Origin of the sequence: Lentisphaera profundi (assembly GCF_028728065.1) — a bacterium.
Lineage (GTDB): Bacteria > Verrucomicrobiota > Lentisphaeria > Lentisphaerales > Lentisphaeraceae > Lentisphaera > Lentisphaera profundi.
The window spans coordinates 1,957,311-1,977,687 of record NZ_CP117812.1; the positions used below are offsets into that span (position 1 = coordinate 1,957,311).

The 20,377-nt window shown below is 41.8% G+C and carries 18 protein-coding genes; 9 read left to right on the forward strand and 9 right to left on the reverse strand.

The genetic code is table 11. The features are described 5' to 3' along the window. Position 1: 1 nt before the first annotated feature. The 4 genes from ilvB to PQO03_RS19095 form a co-directional block, all read right to left on the reverse strand. Entirely contained in the window at positions 2 to 1,711 is a 1,710-nt protein-coding gene (gene ilvB, locus PQO03_RS19080; protein ID WP_274152624.1) for a biosynthetic-type acetolactate synthase large subunit, read from the reverse strand. Between the two features lie 9 nt (positions 1,712 to 1,720). After that, positions 1,721 to 3,235, reverse strand: a complete 1,515-nt coding sequence (locus PQO03_RS19085) for a glycine hydroxymethyltransferase (protein WP_274152625.1) — start codon at positions 3,233 to 3,235, stop codon at positions 1,721 to 1,723. A 196-nt stretch (positions 3,236 to 3,431) separates the two neighbouring features. Continuing rightward, complete coding sequence (locus PQO03_RS19090) at positions 3,432 to 3,629, reverse strand: hypothetical protein (protein ID WP_274152626.1); 198 nt, start codon at positions 3,627 to 3,629, stop codon at positions 3,432 to 3,434. A 96-nt stretch (positions 3,630 to 3,725) separates the two neighbouring features. Next, positions 3,726 to 4,277, reverse strand: coding sequence for a response regulator (locus tag PQO03_RS19095; RefSeq protein WP_274152628.1), 552 nt, complete (start codon positions 4,275 to 4,277; stop codon positions 3,726 to 3,728). Positions 4,278 to 4,430: 153 nt separating this feature from the next. Here PQO03_RS19095 and PQO03_RS19100 point away from each other — a divergent pair, with 153 nt between their 5' ends. From PQO03_RS19100 to PQO03_RS19120, 5 genes are all read left to right on the forward strand, one after another. After that, positions 4,431 to 5,573 carry a hypothetical protein gene (locus tag PQO03_RS19100; RefSeq protein WP_274152629.1) on the forward strand — a complete coding sequence of 381 codons (1,143 nt, stop codon included), beginning with the start codon at positions 4,431 to 4,433 and terminating at the stop codon, positions 5,571 to 5,573. A gap of 73 nt (positions 5,574 to 5,646) precedes the next feature. Continuing rightward, positions 5,647 to 8,142 carry an ATP-dependent Clp protease ATP-binding subunit gene (locus PQO03_RS19105; protein ID WP_274152631.1) on the forward strand — a complete coding sequence of 832 codons (2,496 nt, stop codon included), beginning with the start codon at positions 5,647 to 5,649 and terminating at the stop codon, positions 8,140 to 8,142. After that, positions 8,139 to 8,774 (forward strand): hypothetical protein, encoded by a 636-nt coding sequence (locus PQO03_RS19110; RefSeq protein ID WP_274152632.1) that lies wholly within the window; start codon positions 8,139 to 8,141, stop codon positions 8,772 to 8,774. Before PQO03_RS19105 ends, PQO03_RS19110 begins: the two co-directional genes overlap by 4 nt. Before the next feature lie 207 nt (positions 8,775 to 8,981). Then, positions 8,982 to 9,560 (forward strand): RNA polymerase sigma factor, encoded by a 579-nt coding sequence (locus PQO03_RS19115; RefSeq protein WP_274152634.1) that lies wholly within the window; start codon positions 8,982 to 8,984, stop codon positions 9,558 to 9,560. Beyond that, positions 9,561 to 11,273 carry a serine/threonine protein kinase gene (locus tag PQO03_RS19120; protein ID WP_274152635.1) on the forward strand — a complete coding sequence of 571 codons (1,713 nt, stop codon included), beginning with the start codon at positions 9,561 to 9,563 and terminating at the stop codon, positions 11,271 to 11,273. On the opposite strand, the gene PQO03_RS19125 is transcribed toward PQO03_RS19120, so the two are convergent. The 5 genes from PQO03_RS19125 to ispH form a co-directional block, all read right to left on the reverse strand. Further along, positions 11,188 to 12,117, reverse strand: coding sequence for a hypothetical protein (locus PQO03_RS19125; RefSeq protein WP_274152637.1), 930 nt, complete (start codon positions 12,115 to 12,117; stop codon positions 11,188 to 11,190). The two genes, PQO03_RS19120 and PQO03_RS19125, sit on opposite strands and share 86 nt — an antisense overlap. Then, on the reverse strand, positions 12,104 to 13,975 hold the full coding sequence (gene dxs / locus PQO03_RS19130) for a 1-deoxy-D-xylulose-5-phosphate synthase (protein WP_274152639.1): 1,872 nt from the start codon (positions 13,973 to 13,975) through the stop codon (positions 12,104 to 12,106). The genes PQO03_RS19125 and dxs overlap by 14 nt, the downstream gene beginning before the upstream one ends. After that, positions 13,975 to 14,874 (reverse strand): prephenate dehydrogenase, encoded by a 900-nt coding sequence (locus PQO03_RS19135; protein WP_274152641.1) that lies wholly within the window; start codon positions 14,872 to 14,874, stop codon positions 13,975 to 13,977. Before PQO03_RS19135 ends, dxs begins: the two co-directional genes overlap by 1 nt. A gap of 113 nt (positions 14,875 to 14,987) precedes the next feature. Then, positions 14,988 to 15,269: a DUF3817 domain-containing protein gene (locus tag PQO03_RS19140; protein ID WP_274152643.1), complete on the reverse strand. Its 282-nt coding sequence runs from the start codon at positions 15,267 to 15,269 to the stop codon at positions 14,988 to 14,990. Further along, positions 15,266 to 16,192: a 4-hydroxy-3-methylbut-2-enyl diphosphate reductase gene (ispH, locus tag PQO03_RS19145; RefSeq protein ID WP_274152644.1), complete on the reverse strand. Its 927-nt coding sequence runs from the start codon at positions 16,190 to 16,192 to the stop codon at positions 15,266 to 15,268. Before ispH ends, PQO03_RS19140 begins: the two co-directional genes overlap by 4 nt. 144 nt (positions 16,193 to 16,336) lie before the next feature. Here ispH and PQO03_RS19150 point away from each other — a divergent pair, with 144 nt between their 5' ends. The 4 genes from PQO03_RS19150 to PQO03_RS19165 all read left to right on the forward strand — a co-directional run bounded on the left by PQO03_RS19150 (position 16,337) and on the right by PQO03_RS19165 (position 20,376). Continuing rightward, complete coding sequence (locus tag PQO03_RS19150; protein WP_274152646.1) at positions 16,337 to 17,326, forward strand: malate dehydrogenase; 990 nt, start codon at positions 16,337 to 16,339, stop codon at positions 17,324 to 17,326. Positions 17,327 to 17,400: 74 nt separating this feature from the next. Continuing rightward, complete coding sequence (gene ispE / locus PQO03_RS19155; RefSeq protein WP_274152648.1) at positions 17,401 to 18,240, forward strand: 4-(cytidine 5'-diphospho)-2-C-methyl-D-erythritol kinase; 840 nt, start codon at positions 17,401 to 17,403, stop codon at positions 18,238 to 18,240. Between the two features lie 118 nt (positions 18,241 to 18,358). Continuing rightward, positions 18,359 to 19,318 carry a hypothetical protein gene (locus PQO03_RS19160; RefSeq protein WP_274152650.1) on the forward strand — a complete coding sequence of 320 codons (960 nt, stop codon included), beginning with the start codon at positions 18,359 to 18,361 and terminating at the stop codon, positions 19,316 to 19,318. Between the two features lie 137 nt (positions 19,319 to 19,455). Next, positions 19,456 to 20,376 (forward strand): MYG1 family protein, encoded by a 921-nt coding sequence (locus PQO03_RS19165; RefSeq protein ID WP_274152651.1) that lies wholly within the window; start codon positions 19,456 to 19,458, stop codon positions 20,374 to 20,376. Position 20,377 lies beyond the last annotated feature (1 nt).

Here is a 20,377-nt window from a genome sequence, read left to right on the forward strand (position 1 = left end):
TCTAGGTTGAACCTGTTGGTTTTTCCAATTTTACTGTAGGAGCTTCTAATAACATCTTATCGTAATTAGCTCCTGCAGGGATCATGGGGTAAACGTTATCAGTTTTATTGCATACGGCCTCAATCAAACAAGGACCCTCATTATAAGCGAGTGCTTCTTTCCAAACTTTTGCAACATCGTCACTAGTTTCCATCCGGAAGGCTTTAACACCATAGGATTCGGCTAGCTTAACAAAGTCAGGGTTACCTTCCATATCAACGCCGGATAAACGTTCATCAAAGAACAATTCCTGCCACTGACGAACCATACCTAAGTAACTATTATTAAGTACTAAAATCTTAACTGGCAATTTATTTATTGCTGCGGTCGCAAGCTCACACAAAGTCATCTGAAAGCCGCCATCACCTGAAACAGAAACAACTAAATCATTCGGACGGCCAAACTGTGCACCAATAGCTGCAGGGAAGCCAAAACCCATTGTTCCAGCTCCGCCAGAACTCAACCAGTTTTTTCCTTGAGTTGATTTACAAAACTGAGCACACCACATCTGATGTTGTCCAACGTCAGTTGCGATAATAGCTTCGCTATCACTCTGTTTATCTAATTCAGCAAGAACCTCCTGCATCGTTAGACCACCTTCTATATTGTCATACTTCAGAGGAAAATCTGTACGCCATCCCTTAACCTGATCAACCCATGCTTGTGAATCACAGCGTTTAATATGCAATAATAACTCTTCAATAATTAAACGGGCATCACCAGCACACCAGTAATCAGGCACGATCATTTTACCATATTCAGAAGCATCAATATCAATATGGATTTTTACTGCTTCTGCACAAAACTCTTCAAGCTTACCAACGATCCTATCATCCCAACGTGAGCCAATAGAACAAATCAAGTCACAATCTTTCACGGCGAAGTTAGCATAAGCAGTACCGTGCATCCCAAGCATACCGAGCGATAAATCATGCTTTTCGGAAATCGCACCTTTACCTAAAAGAGTCGTCACTACTGGAGCATTTAACTTTTCAGCTAATTGACGTACTTCTTCTTCCGCTTCAGATAAGACACAGCCATGACCAATGAGGAGCAAGGGTTTACGTGATTTCTTAAAGGCTTTTGCGATAGTTTCAATTTCGCCTTTGTCACCATGGCCTGGTACTTTATAACCAGGAAGATCCATCTTCGCATCGAGGTCAAAAACCCCTTCAGTCGAACTAATATCTTTGGGAACATCAATAATAACTGGTCCAGGACGACCTGTAGTAGCGATATAAAAGGCTTCATTAACGGTCCTAGTCATATCTTCATGTGAGCGCACCAGATAACTATGCTTAACCACAGGTAGTGAAATACCAAAGACATCCGCTTCTTGAAAAGCGTCTTTGCCTAACATTGGACTTATTGTCTGACCTGTAATAACAATCATTGGCACGGAATCCATCTGCGCCGTGATCAATCCAGTTATTGTGTTTGTAGCACCCGGTCCACTTGTTACTAATACGACTCCTGGCTTACCCGTTGATCTTGCATAACCATCGGCCATGTGGGTAGCCCCTTGTTCATGACGAACAAGAATGAATTCTATCTTAGTGTTAGTTGTAACCAGAGCATCAAAGAAAGGAATTGCGGCACCGCCAGAGTAGCCAAAAATGTACTCTACACCATGCTTTTCCAAACATTTAATTACTGCTTCTGCTGCGTTCATTAACTTAACCTAGTTTAAAACTTGTTTCAAAATTTCCGTGTCGAGCTCTGGGTAAAGAACAAAGCGAGAAAGTAATTTACTGATTCTTTCACGGCTATCTGCAATAACGGCGTCATCCACAGTAGCTTTCGCTAGCGATTTCTTACCCGCATTCTTTCCACTTGCAATAGTATTTGCCGTAGTAGTTTTAAGAATGTTCACGACGATTTCAGCGATCTCTTTCATCTCTTCAGCACCCATACCGAGTGTTGTCAGTGCCGGCGTACCAATTCTTAAGCCAGAAGTATACCAAGCTCCGTTAGGATCAAATGGGACTGAATTTCTGTTCAGCGTAATACCTGCGGCGCGCACTGCATCTTCCGCTTGACGACCAGTAAGACCAAAATTAGTGACATCCAAAACCATTAGATGGTTATCTGTTCCACCAGAAGTTAAAGTCACACCACCTTCGGTAAGTGCACCCGCTAGGGCATGTGAGTTTTTAATGATATTTTGAGCATATTCACGGAATTCTGGAGTATTCGCTTCTTTAAAAGCAATCGCTTTTGCTGCCATACAATGAGGAAGTGGACCACCGAGTACCATTGGACAACCCTGATCAATGATTTCGCCAAATTCTTTCTTAGAAAGAATTAAGCCACCACGTGGTCCTCTGAGAGTTTTGTGTGTTGTTGTCGTAACAACATCTGCAAATGGGACAGGATCGAAATCACCAGTAAACACTTTACCTGCAACTAAACCTGCGAAGTGAGCCATATCAACCATAAAGACTGCTCCGACACTATCAGCGATTTCACGCATGATTCGAAAGTTTACTTTTCTTGGGTATGCAGAATAACCTGCTAAAAGAATCGTTGGCTTAATTTCTTCAGCTTGTTTGCGAATCTCATCGTAATCTAAAATCTGTGTCTCAGGATTCACATCATATGTATAGGCATCAAACATACGAGCGGAAACATTATGCCTATAACCGTGAGTTAAGTGACCACCAGAATAGTAATTAAGACCCAATAGTTTTTGATTGCCAAATGCGGCACGAAGTTCCGCCCATTGCTCATCAGATAAATTGTAAAGATTTGTTTCGCCTAATTTTTCCATGTAAGGCTTCTGTACAACTTTATTTAGGATAGCCCAATAGGCGACCAAATTTGCATCAGCTCCTGAGTGTGCCTGAACATAAGCATGTTCAGCACCAAAAAGATCACGTGCTTCTTTACAGGCTTGTCCTTCAATATTATCGATGTTATCACATCCCGCATAGTAGCGGTGATTCGGAAAGCCTTCAGCGTATTTATCTGTAAGCAAATTACCTAAAGTTAGCTGCGTAGAGAGTGAACAATAATTCTCAGACGCAATCATCTTCAAATAAGAACGCTGATCTTCAAGCTCTTGAATAATTGCCGCTGGTATAGATTTATCTACTTTAGCTACCTGCTCAAGGTTCGCTAAGTATCCTACCATTGCCGAGTTAGGCTCTTGGCCTTTTGCTACAATATCTTTAATGTATGTCGCTAATGCGCTCATTTAAATAACCCTTATATACGTTTTACTATTTATAATGACTTGCAATATAAAGCGCTACCACACACCTGCAAGGCCAATTTTTCATTAATTAAAAACTATGCCAGACACGAGCTGAAGCAAGTAAAAAAAGAGCTTTAAATAAGCAAAAAAAAAGAGCAATCTCACGATTGCTCTTCATAACAAAATTTGCTAAGGCCTATTTTTTAGTTGGGCACTTATCACATTTTTTAGCATCTTTTTTACATTCAGCTTTTTTAGTGCAACATTCTTTAGCACATTCTTTTGGGCAAACTTTCTTGTCAGTCTTTTTGTGTGCTGCACAAGTATCACAAGCCAATGCTGTTGAGCCAGCGAAGAACGCGAAGAAAAATGCGAATACTAATAATTTTTTCATAGTTTTATTCCTAATTTTTTGTTTTGTTGGTTGATGCTTAATAAAAGAAATTCTAGTTCTACAGAATTCCAAATTTTTTAAAGGATTGATTTATACTTATTCTTCATTACTCGCAATATCGTCCATCATAGTGTTGCGACTACGGTTTTGACCATACACTTTGAGGAACTCTGAGAATTCAGAATTATCAATAACAACCGTTGCTGTATCTTGAAGCTGCTGAGCTTTAGCCTTGACTTGCTCATCGGAAATAGCCTCCTCTTTATACAAATCTAAACCTAAGAGGGAATTCGTTGCACCAATAAATTCTTCCGCCGTAAAGCCTTTCTCTAACACGGTTGTGTAACCTTCTGAGGCATTCATCATCAATTCTTCATCTCTAGGAAATACCGCTATACCAACAATAGGAATAAAATCACCCGACTGCAAGGCGACATAATCACCGATATCAAAATTCTCTAAGCCCGGTATCCTGACGTCAGATATTATCAAATCAAACTCGTAGTGAAGGCTCTCAAAAAGAGAAAGTAAATCCTTTCCATTAAACGCACTAAAAACTTCATAGCCTTGGCCCTGTAAAATCTTGGTATAACTACTGGAACTGAACATATCGTCAGTACAGATTATAACTCGCTTACTATCTCTCATTCGTGGCACCCATTATTAACACTAAAACTATTTAACTCCCTTAAGATAACTCAAAACTTAACAAATTCAAAAAAATGCCCTTTCATTTTCCCAAGCATAAAGTCAATTAAGACATCTTTTGACCATATTTACTATTTTTTAACACATCTCACTATGATTAACACGACTGATCACGAGCCACTTTGTCCGAAATGCGAAAGTAGTGCCAAGAAAATCACTCTGTCGCACCAAGCCTTCTGCCCTTCTTGCTTCCATCGTTTTTCGGACTTACTGAAAAAACTTTCCGCGCCCCATAGCCCCCGTGACTATCACAAGCTAAACCCCAGGCGATTAGCTGAACTTATTTCCGCTGAGCAATACGAATTAGCCGAAGAACTCTGCGACCAAAACAAAATCAAACTACAGCAGCATGGATTCCTCTCTTATACCTTAGAATTTCATCGCAACCTAGAAAACTTCACCTTTTTAAACAAAGAAAACCTAAAACTTCCTTTCGCTCTAGTGAACGCACTATCAGTCGCACACCCAGACCTAAAAGTCCGTGATCACCTAGCCACAAAAAAGAGCTTTATATATATAGATGATAACGAATACACAAAATTCCTCACTAATCATCATATAACTTATGGCCTCACTGACCACAGCGAAGACACCACCAAAATAGAAGATTTCCGTCTGAAAATACAGCAAATTGAAAAACAAACTGCCTTCGCTTTCCAGGATGAATTTGGCTTCCTGGGCCCAGAACTGAATAGACTAGGCCAAGCATTTAATTTTAACGTCACCCTCGCGCTCCCTCACCTATACTTTGACCAGCAAATACCCAAGCTCCAACGTGCTTGCCAAGAAATAGGCTTCACTCTTTCACCCACCCATCCCGATAAAACTACACCCTTGCTTTACACTATCGAGAATAACTCTAGCTCATGCACTAGTCTTAGCGAAACACTTGAATCCGCCATAGAACTCAGCCAAGTCATCAATGCCGCAGAAAACCAAGCCCAATTCAACTCCTTAGAAAAGACCTCCACTCCATACAAATATTTCTCTAGCGCATACTGGTCCTTAGGCAGTAGTCCAAGTCTATCAAAAAGAGAATATAAACACTCTATTGAAGATCTTTTTTGCGCCAGCCTCTTTGATTATACTGATAACATTGATCATGATAAACTGAGCAAAATTTTCCACGCAAGCTTATACGACAAATCTACTAGTGAAATTAAATCAGAGCAAAATCAAGACACAGATATAGCTGCTGACACATTTGAACAGCTTTTAAACACGATCCGAACCTGAATCGCATTGGTCTTTCTTGACCACAGGTGTATAATTTGGAAATAATCAAAGAACTTACCAGAAGGACCCTATTATGGATGAGTCAGAATCAGCCCTCAACAACCTTACACCTAGAGCTCAACAAGCTATTACTCTTGCTAAAAATGAAGCCAAGACCTACAATGCCGATTGTGTCGGTACCGAACACCTATTATTAGGTATTATCGTCCTAGGCAGCGGCGTCGCTGTAAACGCACTCGTCAACATGGGCGTAGACCTTGAAACAATTAGGACTGCGATAGAGAAACTTTCCCCCTCATCGGACAACCCCCCTGAACCCGACACCGAAATACCTTTCACCCCTCGTGTCAAAAAAACATTAGCTCTAGCTCTACGTGAAGCCAAAGCCCTCAACTACCACTACATCGGTACTGAACACCTCCTTTTGGGTTTACTAAAAGAAGGCGAAGGTATCGCCGCGCAAGTTCTACGTTCACTCAATGTCGACGTAGAATCTATTCGCAATGAAATCATGAAGGCTCTTGATCCTAATTACATTCCTGCAGATACACGACCAAATGACAACAGCCCCGTAGCCGGTGCATCAAATGCTCCATCAATGGAAAACCTCAATAACTTCGGCCGTGATTTAACCGAAATGGCTACAAACGGGGAACTCGATCCTGTCATTGGTAGAGATAACGAAATTGAACGCATTATTCAAATACTCTGTCGCCGAAATAAAAATAATCCTGTCCTCATAGGCGAAGCCGGTGTAGGCAAAACAGCCATCATTGAAGGCCTAGCTCAATCTATCGTCGACGGCGACGTCCCCGAAATACTACGCAATAAAATCATTATCGCTCTCGATCTTCCAGGCATGATTGCCGGCACTAAATACCGCGGTCAATTTGAAGAGCGCATCAAAGCTGTAATGGCTGAAATCAGACAATGCGGCAATGTTATTTTATTCATCGATGAACTTCACACCATTGTAGGTGCAGGTTCTGCCGAAGGCGCACTTGATGCCTCAAACATCCTCAAACCCGCCCTCTCACGTGGAGAAATCCAATGCGTTGGCGCCACAACAATGGATGAATACCGAAAGTATATCGAAAAAGACTCTGCCCTTGAACGCCGCTTCCAATCCATCGTGGTCAATCCACCAGACATTGAAGACGCAGTCAAAATCCTCCAAGGCATTGTGGGCAAATACGAAGAACATCACAATGTGAGCTACACTGATAAGGCCCTACGAGATTCCGTCACTCTATCAAATCGCTACATAACGAGTCGACAACTCCCCGATAAAGCCATCGACGTCATGGACGAAGCTGGCTCACGAGCACGAATTAGTTCCATGGTTCGCCCTCCTGACCTCAAAGAACTCGAAGATCACGTAGATGAAGTTCAAGTCGAAAAGAAAAACGCTATCGAAAAACAAAAATTTGAACTCGCCGCCTCCTTGCGTGATAAAGAAAAAGATCTCAAGAAAGAAATTGAAGACATCCTCGAGAATTGGCGCGCAAACAATCATGAAAAAACCGTCACTGTAGATTCGGATGATATCCATCATATTGTCGCAAAATTAACCGGCATCCCGATTCGTCAACTTGAGGAAGGTGAGATTCAAAAGCTCCTTCACCTAGAAGAAGAATTAGCAAAAGTTGTCATTGGTCAACCTGAAGCCGCGCACTCGCTAACAAGAGCACTGCGCCGCTCGCGCGCTGACTTAAAAGATCCCAAGCGCCCTATCGGTAGCTTCATCTTTCTTGGTCCCACTGGCGTTGGCAAAAGTCTTCTTGCCAAAACTATTGCTGAAATGATGTTTGGCGACCACGACGCACTTATCCAAGTCGACATGTCTGAATACATGGACAAATTCAACGTCACACGCTTAGTCGGATCCCCTCCTGGCTACATCGGCCACGGCGAAGGTGGCGAACTTACGGAAAAAGTCCGGAGACGCCCATACTCAGTCGTACTTTTCGATGAAATTGAGAAAGCTCACCCTGACGTAATGAACATACTCCTTCAGATACTTGAAGAGGGTTTCGTGACCGATACTAACGGCGTGAAAATTGACTTTCGCAACACCATCATCATCCTCACTTCGAACGTAGGTGCTTCACAAGCCCACGGACAAGGCGTCCTTGGCTTCACTAATCCCGACACCGAACTTGCTTATTCACGTCTAGTTGAAAAGCTACAATCTGCCGCGCGTAAGTATTTTAAACCTGAATTCCTCAATCGCCTGGATGAAATCATTGTCTTCCGCGAGCTCGCCAAACACGACTTGCAAGAGATAATTGACCTCGAAGTTGGGAAAATTGCGCAGCGTCTTGAGAACCGAGATTGCACTATCCAATACAATCAAGAAGTCAAAGACTACATTATCGAGAAAGGATTTACACCAGAATACGGTGCGCGCCCTCTTAGAAGAGCTGTGGAACGTCATTTAGAAGATCCTCTCGCTGAAGAAATCCTAAAAGGAAAAATAACTAATTCACAACACATAACTGTGAAGAAAGGTAAAGAATCGCTCTTATTTAGCATCCGCAAAATCAAAAAGACCGCAAAAAAGAAATGAAGCTAGGTAAACTAAGCTTAGTACTACTCCTTAGCTTTACTCTTTTTTCATGCTTAATCTACAAGCAAGAAATCAATATATTTAGTGATGGCTCAGCATCACTAAATATTTCTTATTCAATCGATAAGAAAACACTCAAAAGCCTTGAGGATTTCAATAAAGTTGCTAAAAATGCTAGTACTAAGGAGACAATTCAGTACTTCGATGAACTAGCCATCGAAAGCTACCTAGACTCCTTTAAAGAAATCAAGTCTCATTCCGTTCGAGTCTATGCAGATAAAACTAGGGTATACACTGAAATCAAAGCTGATATCTCCAATTTACGTACCGCTTTAAACGCAGGGCTCATCCCCTATGCGCACCTCAGCAAAAACGAAGGTAACTGGCTATTCAGCTATTCGACTCCCTACGACTTCAAAACGATCAAAGATAAAAAAGCGCTAGAGAGACTTAGCCAAGTTGAGATTGATTTCACCATCAATACTCCCTCAAAAATAATCACCTCTAGTAACAAAAATTTCACTGACAAAAAGGTGCGCTGGAAATTCTCTCCGAAGAGCCCACAACAAGCCCACTCCATTCCGCAATCATTTTTTGTAGAGTTTTCTGGAGACAAAATTTCTTTCGACTAAAGCTAATTACAATTATATGTTGCATTTGTTTACAGCTTCTTGTACAATAGAACTAATAATATAAATAGGACAAAATCCATGAAAAAAATTCTTTACATCTCCATCGCTAGTTTCGCCGTTTTTGCACTCGCATCCTGCAGTGACAAAAGCCAAGAAAACTTTAATAGTGACATGGATAAAGTATTTAGTTTCGAGTAAACCACTAAGATGTTCACTACTCGTCGCACTCTACTCCAAAAGCTTAACGCAGGCAGTCAAGTTGCCTGGGCTGACTTTGATCAAACCTACAGGAAACTCATACTCCTAAGGGGTCGCGACCGTGGATTACGGGAAGACGAACTAGACGATCTTATTCAGACTGTCTTAATCAACATCTTCAAACAAAACTCCATATTCAAATACGATGGCACCAAAGGGCGCTTCAGAGATTACTTAAAAACAATCATTGATCGTAGAAGCTTTGATCTAATCAGAAAAAGAAAAAATGCCCTAGAGAGTTTAAATGATCTCAGTGACAAAGGTATCGTACTCAGTTCTGATGATTATGACAATGCGGAAAAGCACTGGGACGAAGAATGGCAAAAACACCTCTTAGAACAAGCTATTCAATACATTAGCACTGAAGTCCAAGCACAAACTATAACAATCTTCCGACTACTTTCCCAACAGTATTATAGTCCCGAACAAGTTGCGGATGAACTCGATATCAATGTCGACGCTGTCTACGTAGCAAAGCACCGTATGCTCAAAAGGATTAAACCTGTTCTCAAACAAATGGATAGCTAAATGCTCGATACTATCGCGAACTACAAACTAGAGAAATTACTTGGCCGTGGCGGCATGGGCGCAGTCTACCTCAGCCACCACCCTCTTCTCAATATCCCTTTAGCTATAAAAATATTTGAACCTCACAACTCGATTGATCAGGAAGAATTCCAACAACGATTTGTACGCGAAGGCTTATTAGCCGCATCTATTGAACATTCAAACTTAGTTCGTATATACGATGCCGGCGCGGATGGCAGTCGCAATTATATCGCTATGGAATTTATTGATGGCCCCGACCTCGGGGGGCTCTTAAAAAATAGTCCAAACGGATTAGAAGAAGGCTTTGTACGAGATACCGCAGTGGGTATTAGCCACGCACTTAAACTCGCCCATAGCAAAGGCATTATCCACCGTGACATAAAGCCTGAAAATATTCTCATGACACCTAAAGGCCATAGTAAGCTCGCCGATCTTGGCATTGCCAAAGACCAAGAATCCGAACTCAATGTGACCGCAACTGGCATCGCCCTAGGAACTCCACATTATATTGCTCCTGAACAAGCCTTAGACGCCGCCACTGCAGACCAACGATCTGATATCTACACTTTAGGGGCTACCCTATTCCACCTTCTATGTGGTTCCACTCCCTACGAAGGAAGAAGCCCTCTTGAAGTAATGATGAAACACGTTCAAGAACCACTAGAGCACCCCATCATAAGAAAACCCACCATGTCCCCAGACTTCGCAAACATCATTTCAAAAATGATGGAAAAGCGCCCTGAAATGCGCTACCAAAACTGCGACGAACTCCTCGAGGATCTCGAGACCCTAAAGACAGGTAAAGGCCTAAGCTACCTCAAAGAGATCTACGATCACCACCCTGTCACTAGTAAAAATAATCAAAAAAAGAAAAAAGCCTCTACTGACCACCAAGATCCACAAAAAAACTTCCCTATAAAAACTCTTATTGGCGGCATACTCACCCTTATTTTACTTGGTGTAATTTCTTTAGCACTCATTCCTTTAGAACCTGAAAAGTTGATTAATGATCCTAAAAATGAGCCCGTATTAAACAAGTCAAATAGCGACATTATTGCAATCCACCCCAGTGTAGATAAAACACCAATATCATCCAACATTCTTCCACACACGAATGATCAGCTTAGTAATAAGCTCAACAAAGCACTTGAACAACTCTCTAGATTAAATAAAATCACTCAAATCAACACCAATAATTACCAGATAAAAGATGGACTCATCAACCTGGATTTGTCCGATCAAATCAATTTAAAAGATATTAGCCCTTTGAGCCCCTTCTCTTTCGATGAACTCGACCTAAGTGGAACTTCTGTCACAAATATTGATGTCGTGAAAAATATTAAGTCTCTTAAAATCGTCAACACCGATATTAAACTTGAGCAGCTTAAAAATATCAATATAAACCGCCTAGAACTCGGTATCATCAGCGACATTAGCCCACTTGTTGGTAGCTCTGTAAAGGAACTAAAAATACTCCACTATTCAGGATCTAGTAAAGAACCCTTTAGAGAGCTCAATCTCAATCGTCTCGTTATCACTAATGGTGCGCCCAAATTAACGGCTCGTCGTTATATAGATGTAAACTTGAAGAAGTTACGTGACTTTCTCAGTCACGAAGGTATGAGAAAAGAATCTTTTTCCTCAGATCCCCAGCGCCGGCTTGGTCCAAAAGGTCAACAAAGAGAGTTTTAGTTAAAGTTTTCTCCAGTAGTAAACAATCAATTTCTTTGTCATTTAAACGAAAGGCCAAAGATCGCGGTGCATCCGTTATCTCACTAAACATCTGCAACAAACGCTCATAGCTTTTATTTTGTAGATGCTGCCTCATCATCAAAAAGGCAAAATATCCGACCATCAAACTCATAAGAATAAAGACTGGCAAGGGCAAGAAATACGCTCTTTCTACGTATTCTTGATTATAAATCCATACTTGTACGCCCATTAATAGGGAGATCAAAGCAATGAGGATATAAGTCTCTTTCGGGCTTCGGACCATGGGACCAAATAATTTTCGAAAAGCTGAAGTTGACGTTTGATAAGCAAACATCTCTTCATACTTATCAGCTTCTAATGGAAAACGTACGGCATGACACATCTCATGCGCCATAAGTTCTTGCCTTCCATAAATATACCATTTATCGCGCTCCCGGAAACTGGGACGTAAAATAAATAAAGTTAGATAATGCGGAGGCATACCCCAGGCACAGCCACCAAATAATGCCCCAGGAGAGTAAAAAAAGCCCGGAACCCAATCTAGATCAAAGCCATAAAGCTCGAGGTTACCTTTGCGAGCATCGCAAAACATTTTTTTAGGAATAAGGTCTTCTTTCTTAAATTTAATTCCTTCTATTTCAATAAAGCCCTGGACTTCCAAGTCATTCTGAAGATCAGCATACGCGCTGCGCAGATGCTCCAAGCGCTGGGAAAAATCTTCCAGGCTCTCAGTAGACGAAGGAAAAAAACCAAGCTTATCCAAAGCTAAAACAGCTTCAAAATCACCGGCTTTCGCCTTTTCTAATAGATCATTTTGAAGCATTTAAAAACTGAGGAATTTCTTCTAGTAGTTGACCATAAGTCATCCCGTAAAGCTCACGAAGCGTATCAACTTTTCCCCAGGTAATAACTTCCGCTTTGGGGTACCCTTTTGCAAGATATGGAGTCCTAATACCATTTTCGATAAAAAGCTCACTCGCAATTGAAGCCAAGCCTCCTGATTTTACATGATCTTCCAATGTAATGACGGGCATTTTTTTAGCATCTTCTAAAAAAGCTTCTTCATCAAAAGGTTTCAAGAAACGAGCATTAACGACCTTAAGAGAGAAATCTTTTTTCTGTAGCTCTTCTGCTAATCGTAGCGCAAGCTCACATTCACGGCCAACTGCCCAAATAACTGCATCACTACCATCGCGAATAACTTCCGATTTACCTAAGGCCATATCTGCTCTTGGACAAAGTAAATCAGCTGCTGATGACTTAGGATAACGAATCACAGTGGCATGGTCAAGTATAAGCGCTAAATCCATCATGGCTTTCATTTCGGCATCATCACGCGGCTGCATAATATGAATATGAGGCAACGTTCTCCAAAAACCGAGATCATAAATCCCATGATGCGTCGGGCCATCTTCAACTAAACCTGCTCGATCCAAGCAAAAAATAACGGGTAACTCTTGTAGGCACACATCATGATAAACACAGTCCATTGCCCTTTGCATAAAGGTTGCGTAGATCGCAACAATTGGCCTAAGACCATTCGCCGCCATTCCTGCAGCAAAGACAACCGCATGCTCTTCGGCAATGCCCACATCATAAGTTTTATCTGGGAATTTCTCTTGAAAGGTAGTCATCCCTGTACCAGACAACATTCCTGCCGTAATAGAAACAACTCTTGAATCCTTTACCGCTAGTTGGCAAGCAGCTTCACCAAAGGATTGGGAAAATGACTTGTCTGCTGGTTTTGGTACTGCATCAGGCTCAGCAGGAACTTTTTTCTTAAATCCATGCAAGCGTTCAGGACAAGATTCAGCTTCATGAAAACCATGCCCTTTTTCAGTCATTACGTGTAGTAACACCGGCTTTTTATCCGCTGCAACGGCTTCGAGAATTGGAATTAAAGAATCAAGATTATGGCCATCAACTGGCCCTATGTAATGAAAACCTAATTCTTCGAAGATAGCCCCGGGAACTAATATACTTTTGGCCGCATCTTCGACTCTCGCCACGCCAGAACGAATTGCATCACCAAAACGAGGAATTTTCGTTAGAAATTGTTTAACATTTTCGCGAACATGACGGTAATTTTTATCGGTAATAATTCGATTAAGATATTTGGATAAAGCTCCGACATTTGGAGAAATCGACATCTTATTATCATTGAGAATTACAATCATATCTTTAGTCGTTTCGGCAATATTATTGAGTGCCTCCAAAGACACACCACAGCCTAAGCCAGCATCACCGACAATGGAAATAACTTTTTCACTACCGTTTCTCTGATCTCTTGCGGCCGCAAAGCCCAGTCCAGCTGAAAGCGCCGTCCCTGCATGGCCTGCTCCGAAGTGATCATGGGGACTTTCTTCCCTTTGTAAAAAACCACTACATCCTTGGTACGATCTTAGGGTATTGAGATAATCTTTACGCCCTGTCAAAATTTTATGCACATAACCTTGGTGGCTTATATCGTACAAAATCTTATCTGTTGGTGAATTAAAAACCTTATGCAAGGCCACAGTCAATTCAACCACGCCTAAATTGGAACCTAAGTGTCCCCCGTGAGCTGAGCATACATCAACCAAGTATGTTCGAATTTCTTCACACAGACCTTTTAACTCGTCTATATTATATTCTTTGAGATCTTCTGGTTGCTTAATCTTATCTAAAATGCGCGTTATCATTAATTTTTATCCAACTTGTTAAACGAGTCCCACCAGTTATCTCGCAAATCTTTACCTTCTTCTAAAAACTTATAAAGACTATCCCAATCTTCACCTTCAATCCAGCCACGTACATGACTCACTTGATCCAAAGTTTCATCCATTGCTTTAAGTATAGCCTGTTTATTATGCTTTGTTACGTTAACCCATAAATCTGGGTTTGAAGAAGATATCCTTGACGTATCTCTGAAAGCCCCTCCACAGGCCAGCATCGCTAAGTCTTTATTAGGTGCCTGTAAACATACATGTGTCGTTATATTTGAGTTTATATGTAAAACATGACTAGATCTCGCCAAAGTCTCATCGTGGTCAACCGCGTCAACCTCAAAAGTATTGCCACCTATTTCGCGCCAAAGCTCTCTCACAATCGTCAAGGCCGCGGGGTCATCGGTACAGAATGGAGTTAAAAAGATGACTTTATCTCTATACATGTCTGCTTCGCCATTTTCCATACCCGTTTTTTCTGTTCCCGCCATCGGGTGCCCACCAATAAAGTGAACCCCGTTCTCACATAATGCAGGGCGAATACCATCGACAATATCGGACTTAACTGAACTTAAGTCAGTAACAATTGAGCCTTCTTTAAATTCATTTACTTTCTCTAACACAAATTCAATTAATGGTGTAATAGGCATCGCCAACATCACCAGATCAGCTTGGCTGAGGATCTCTTCACTATTAACACTCGCTTCATCTACAATACCTAGCGCCAAGGCTTGATCCACTTCTGACTGTTGCGGCGCCCAACCCGTCAACTTCACGCCCGGGATATACTTCCGTACGGCCATAGCAAAAGAAGCTCCCATCTGACCTAAGCCAGCAATAGCCAATACTTCGGGAATTTTTATGTGGTCACGCACTAGTCTGACTCCAAATTATGAATTGTAAATTATGTGAAATGGCGGTGAATATAGAGGATTCATATTAATTTTAAAGATAGTTGCCATGAATTATATGAGAAATCTTAAAGAACTCAAGCTTTTAACTTCTTCATCTTCACTTCTAAAACAAAAGTCCCAAAGGGTAAAAGCGACATCACAAAGGCAAATACACCAAAACCAAACGCAAGTTCCTTTCTTCTTAAAAGCTCTGCTAAGAGTACACAAAATAGTACAAATAATACTCCATGAGCCATGCCTACAATGCGCACGGCTTCTGCGTGACCCGCAACATACTTCAAAGGCATCGCCACAAAAAGCAGTATGAGATAAGATATTCCTTCCCAAAAAGCCACTTTCCTAAAAAAGTCTATCATGCTCGAATCTTGGGCAAGGCAAAATGCTCGCTCTCTTCGCGAGCAATAAATTCTGAAACTTCATTGACGCCACATTCACTTTTCAAACGATCCACGACCGCGCTGACAACTTTTTCTGGCGTTGATGCACCCGCACTTAAACCTAGCACTTGTTTCCCGTCGAACCATCTAGGATCTATGCTCTCTGCACAATTCACTAAATAAGCATCCATATCATTCCCCGCCTGCGCCACTTCACGTAAACGATTTGAGTTAGATGAGTTCGTACTACCCACAATAATAAAAACATCACACTGCTCAGCGATTTTTTTCACGGCCTCTTGTCGATTCGTCGTAGCATAGCAAATATCGGCTTTCTTGGGCTCTGAAACGTTCGGATAACGCTTTTTCAAGGCTGCTATAATTGCCGCACAATCATCTACCGACAAGGTAGTTTGAGTGATGTAAGCAATTTTATCTTCATCGGAAAAAGTCAATTTATCTACATCTTCGGGCGTCTCAACTAAGAAAATCGAATCCGGCGCCTCTCCCATAACACCAATAACCTCTGAGTGACCTTCGTGACCAATAAGAATGATTTTATAACCCTGCTTAGCATAACGAATGGCTTCGAAGTGAACTTTGCTAACCAGTGGACAGGTCGCATCCACAACTTTCATGCCACGATCTTTTGAGGCTTTCACTAAGCTTGGAGGCACACCATGAGCATTGAAAATAAAACTGGCTCCATCTGGAACAGATTTAATATCCTCTACAAAAACGACTCCTTTCTTTTTGTAATAATCCACAACGTGCGAATTATGAACAATTTCATGATTTACATAGATAGGATGAGGCATTAATTCTAGTGCTTCGTCAACAATTTTTAGCGCTCTTTCTACTCCAGCACAAAAGCCTCGAGGAGCTGCCATGATTAGTTTCATAAATTTTCCTTAATTTTTGAAGCAAAGATAACTGAAAAGAGATAAAATTCAACAGCCATCCTGTTTGAAGTTTCAGCACTATGGTTTAGCTTTTGACGCGACTTTACAAACATATCACTTAACCCTAAATAAGGATCACGGATCATGTCAAAAACAATCCGCGTCTGTGTAACCGGCGCTGCCGGCCAAATCGACTATAGCCTTCTCTTCCGCATCGCTAGCGGCGAGATGTTCGGCACTGAACAAAAAGTAGCTCTCAACCTCCTAGAAATCACTCCAGCTCTCGACGCTCTTAAAGGTGTCGCAATGGAATTAGATGATTGCGCATTCCCACTCCTCGAAGAAATCGTTATGACTGACGACGTTAATGTCGCCATGAAAGACGTGAACTGGGCACTACTTGTTGGCTCTAAGCCACGTGGCCCAGGTATGGAACGTGGCGATCTCATCAAAGAGAATGGCCCAATCTTCACTAGCACTGGTAAAGCAATCAACGATCATGCTGCTGACGATGTACGTGTTGTTGTTGTTGGCAACCCTTGCAATACAAACTGCCTCATCGCGATGCACAATGCTCCTGATATTCCTCGTGATCGCTTCCACGCTATGACTCGTCTAGACGAAAATCGTGCGAAATCTCAATTAGCTGAAAAAGCTGGTGTTGCTGTAACTGAAGTTAAGAACATGGTCATCTGGGGTAATCACTCTGCGACTCAAGTTCCTGACTACAAAAATGCGACTATCGCTGGCAAGCCTGCGACTGACGTCATTGGCGATCTTGCTTACCTTCAAAGCGAATTCATTTCTACCGTAGCGAAGCGTGGTGCTGCCATTATTGCTGCACGTGGAAAATCTTCAGCGGCTTCTGCTGCTAACGGCCTTATCGATCACGTGAAAAGCCTATTGACTCCTACTCCTCAGGGCGAAGTATTCTCTAGCTGTGTTTGTTCTGACGGCAACCCTTATGGAATCCCAGAAGGTTTAATCTTCTCATTCCCATGTCGCTCAAATGGTGATGGCACTTACGAAATCGTTCCTGGTTTCGAACTCGACCAACACCTTACTGATGGCGTAGCGAAAACTGTTGCAGAATTAGAAAGCGAACGCGAAGTTATCAAAAACCTACTCGGTTAAACTTCATTTAGCTTAAAAATTTAAGTGCCTAATTTTTTACGAAATTAGGCACTTTTTAAATATATGGGTTAGCCATGTCAAGCATTACAGTATCATGCCCCGGTAAGGTCAACCTCTTCCTCGACGTTGTCGGAAAAAGAAATGACGGTTACCATTTAATCGAATCTATCTTCCTTCCCATCCAGGACATTGCCGACACCCTAACGGTCAGCAAGACAGATAAAGCTAGCATAAGTATCTCTTGCTCACACCCTGGAGTCCCTCTTGATTCCAAAAACCTCATACACAAAGCCGCCTGCGCTTTTGCGAAATCCGCAAATATCGAAGCTCAATGGCATTTTGATTTAGAGAAAAACATTCCTGTTGCCGGTGGCATGGGAGGCGGTAGCTCAAATGCAGCCTCAACTTTCATGGCCCTTAATGAACTTTATGATCACCCTCTGAGTACCACGACCATGAAGCAGCTCGCCATCCAAATCGGCGCGGATATCCCCTTTTTTTTTGAAAAGTCCCCTGCACGAGTCCAAGGCATCGGAGAAGAAATTGAAGCTCTCCATATCCAGCAAAAATTATACATGCTTTTTGTCCCTTTTGAATTCCCTGTTGCTGCATCCTGGGCATATAAACACCGACAAGCAGGCTTTTCTCTTAGCCCACAAACCTGTTCAGATTACCTTGCACAGCTCAACAATCATCAACACCCCCTTAGCTATAACGACCTCGCTACTCCACTCACGCGAAAGTTCCCTCTGCTCAAACAATGCTGTGAGACGCTTATCAATTTAGGCGCCTACACCAGTAACATCTCTGGAAGCGGGCCCACTTGTTTTGCTCTTTTTGAAAATGAACAAAAATTACTTAGCGCTCAAAGCCAATTAAAACGCCCCTCGATTGTCGCCATTCATTCGGCATAACTTTTATAGAGATATAATCATACTAAAGTATGGCTATGCTCACCGTTTTTTAAAAAAGCCTTCATTGTTATATAATTTTCTTTCACTATATTGATCGGAATTATAAACGAGGTCAATAATGAAAAAGCAACTAACCATCGCATTAACTCTACTTTTAGGCACAACTGCATTCTCACAGCAGACCGCCAGTACAGCAAGAATCACTCAACTTGAACAACAATTCACCGCTAGCCAGGCCAAAGTTCAACGACTCGTATCTCATTTGAAAATTGTCGACGGAAAAATTGAACAAGAAATCACTTCGATGGTGACCATGCTCAATAAATTCAAAGATTCACATGACTCCAAATCACGCGTCCTTGGCAATAAAGAAAAACTCATCAAAGACCTACGTGCATCCATCAAATTCTACTCTGATCAACGCAAAAAAATTGCCAATGATTTAAAGCTCACCACGAAACGATTTCGCGCTGAAGACATGCAGAAACTCCTCGCTTTTTTAGACAAAAAAATGCTGACTCGCCTCGATCAAATCGTTGCCATCACAAAACACCTAGGCGAATATAAAGAGATATACGACATCTCAGATCGTTTCCGCAGAGACCGAAACAACACTAGAGATGCTGATAAAACTCGCAATAAGCTCATTAAAGACATCAATACAGGCATCACTAATCTAGAAACTGAGCGAACTAAACTCGATAAATATTTTGATAATCCAAACCCCACAAAAGAACTCAGTCAAATATCCCACGAAATCAGCGCCATCGATATGAAAATCAAAGTTTTACAAAATAGTATTGCAGAAATCATGTACGGCGGAAAAGATGGTCAAAAAGTAAGCCGGGATAAAGCTCGTACAATTAATGATCTTGTTCGAACACAGAATAATAAATTAAGTGCCAATCTACAGACAATGAATCGAGGTCTCAACCAACTCTACATGCTGCTCCAAAGCACTAAGCGCGCCTCGGATGCTCTTGCTAAAGCCGAGGGATCTACAAGTGCTAAACTACCACAGACCCCTCTTCCTAAGACAGAACAGACTCCCTCTAAACAAGATATAAAAGTACAGTAAAAGAAGCTTACGACCCATGAGAATTTGAACTTAATCTCTTTCTCTCCTTAATCCTCCCTAGCTTTGCTTATGCACTGGTACTCTCCTTGCATATTGTTATAGTGTAACTCGTATATTTTGTATTAGGATCATTTAAAATGTCTTCACACCCCAGCCCCGATCAGGAAGTCACCATTGGTACACACAATGGCTTTTTTCATGCCGACGACTGTCTTGCTGTGGCCGCATTGACAATGATTTACACGAAACACAAAATCATCCGCTCACGCGACAAACAAATCTTAGCAGAATGTGACTTTTTAGTTGATGTCGGAGGCATCTACGACGAGGACTGCAATCGTTTTGATCATCACTTCTCTAATGGACCTGCTTATGACGATGGTCTTCTCATGTCATCTTTTGGTTTAGTTTGGCAAAAATTTGGTCTTCAAATCGCGGGCCATCCCGAAATCGTGGTAAACATCAAAAATTCACTCGTACGCCCAGTCGACGCCGCTGATAATGGTGTGGCGATTCATTGTCGCCAAAGAGGCGCCCCCGAAGTTAACATGCTCTCTCTCTCGGCAGTTCTTGCCGTAATGAACCCTTCTTCTATTGATCAAGCCGATGATGTCTTTTTAGAACAAGTCATTTGGTGTCGACGCTTAATTGGTCGATTCATTGACAACTCAAGACAAAGAATTGAATCGAGAGAAATGGTTCGCCATGCTTTTGCTTATGCAGAAAAGAAAAATACCAACTTCATGGAGTTGCCAGGGTCAATGAAATGGGAAGAAGCCCTTTACTCACTAGACCGCTCTCATAAAATATTTTTCGTTGTTTTCCCACACAACAATCAATGGTACTTACGTTGCGTAAGTCGCACTCCTCACAGCTACACCCCACGCAAACGACTCCCCTCTGAATGGGCAGGTCTAAGAGATGATGAATTCTCCCGTGTTTTAGGAATCAAAGATGGCGTATTCTGCCATCATGCTGCCTTTGTCTGCGCTGCAAAATCTCGACAGTCCATTCTTCAGGTAGCTGAAATGGCACTCGCTTACTCTCACGTACACTAGT

What these genes read in the sequence shown, in the direction of transcription:
- ilvB (WP_274152624.1), bottom strand. Translation starts at nt 1,711, where the DNA reads ATGAACGCAGCAGAAGCAGTAATTAAATGTTTGGAAAAGCATGGTGTA.
- PQO03_RS19085 (WP_274152625.1), bottom strand. Translation starts at nt 3,235, where the DNA reads ATGAGCGCATTAGCGACATACATTAAAGATATTGTAGCAAAAGGCCAA.
- PQO03_RS19090 (WP_274152626.1), bottom strand. Translation starts at nt 3,629, where the DNA reads ATGAAAAAATTATTAGTATTCGCATTTTTCTTCGCGTTCTTCGCTGGC.
- PQO03_RS19095 (WP_274152628.1), bottom strand. Translation starts at nt 4,277, where the DNA reads ATGAGAGATAGTAAGCGAGTTATAATCTGTACTGACGATATGTTCAGT.
- PQO03_RS19100 (WP_274152629.1), top strand. Translation starts at nt 4,431, where the DNA reads ATGATTAACACGACTGATCACGAGCCACTTTGTCCGAAATGCGAAAGT.
- PQO03_RS19105 (WP_274152631.1), top strand. Translation starts at nt 5,647, where the DNA reads ATGGATGAGTCAGAATCAGCCCTCAACAACCTTACACCTAGAGCTCAA.
- PQO03_RS19110 (WP_274152632.1), top strand. Translation starts at nt 8,139, where the DNA reads ATGAAGCTAGGTAAACTAAGCTTAGTACTACTCCTTAGCTTTACTCTT.
- PQO03_RS19115 (WP_274152634.1), top strand. Translation starts at nt 8,982, where the DNA reads ATGTTCACTACTCGTCGCACTCTACTCCAAAAGCTTAACGCAGGCAGT.
- PQO03_RS19120 (WP_274152635.1), top strand. Translation starts at nt 9,561, where the DNA reads ATGCTCGATACTATCGCGAACTACAAACTAGAGAAATTACTTGGCCGT.
- PQO03_RS19125 (WP_274152637.1), bottom strand. Translation starts at nt 12,117, where the DNA reads ATGCTTCAAAATGATCTATTAGAAAAGGCGAAAGCCGGTGATTTTGAA.
- dxs (WP_274152639.1), bottom strand. Translation starts at nt 13,975, where the DNA reads ATGATAACGCGCATTTTAGATAAGATTAAGCAACCAGAAGATCTCAAA.
- PQO03_RS19140 (WP_274152643.1), bottom strand. Translation starts at nt 15,269, where the DNA reads ATGATAGACTTTTTTAGGAAAGTGGCTTTTTGGGAAGGAATATCTTAT.
- ispH (WP_274152644.1), bottom strand. Translation starts at nt 16,192, where the DNA reads ATGAAACTAATCATGGCAGCTCCTCGAGGCTTTTGTGCTGGAGTAGAA.
- PQO03_RS19150 (WP_274152646.1), top strand. Translation starts at nt 16,337, where the DNA reads ATGTCAAAAACAATCCGCGTCTGTGTAACCGGCGCTGCCGGCCAAATC.
- ispE (WP_274152648.1), top strand. Translation starts at nt 17,401, where the DNA reads ATGTCAAGCATTACAGTATCATGCCCCGGTAAGGTCAACCTCTTCCTC.
- PQO03_RS19160 (WP_274152650.1), top strand. Translation starts at nt 18,359, where the DNA reads ATGAAAAAGCAACTAACCATCGCATTAACTCTACTTTTAGGCACAACT.
- PQO03_RS19165 (WP_274152651.1), top strand. Translation starts at nt 19,456, where the DNA reads ATGTCTTCACACCCCAGCCCCGATCAGGAAGTCACCATTGGTACACAC.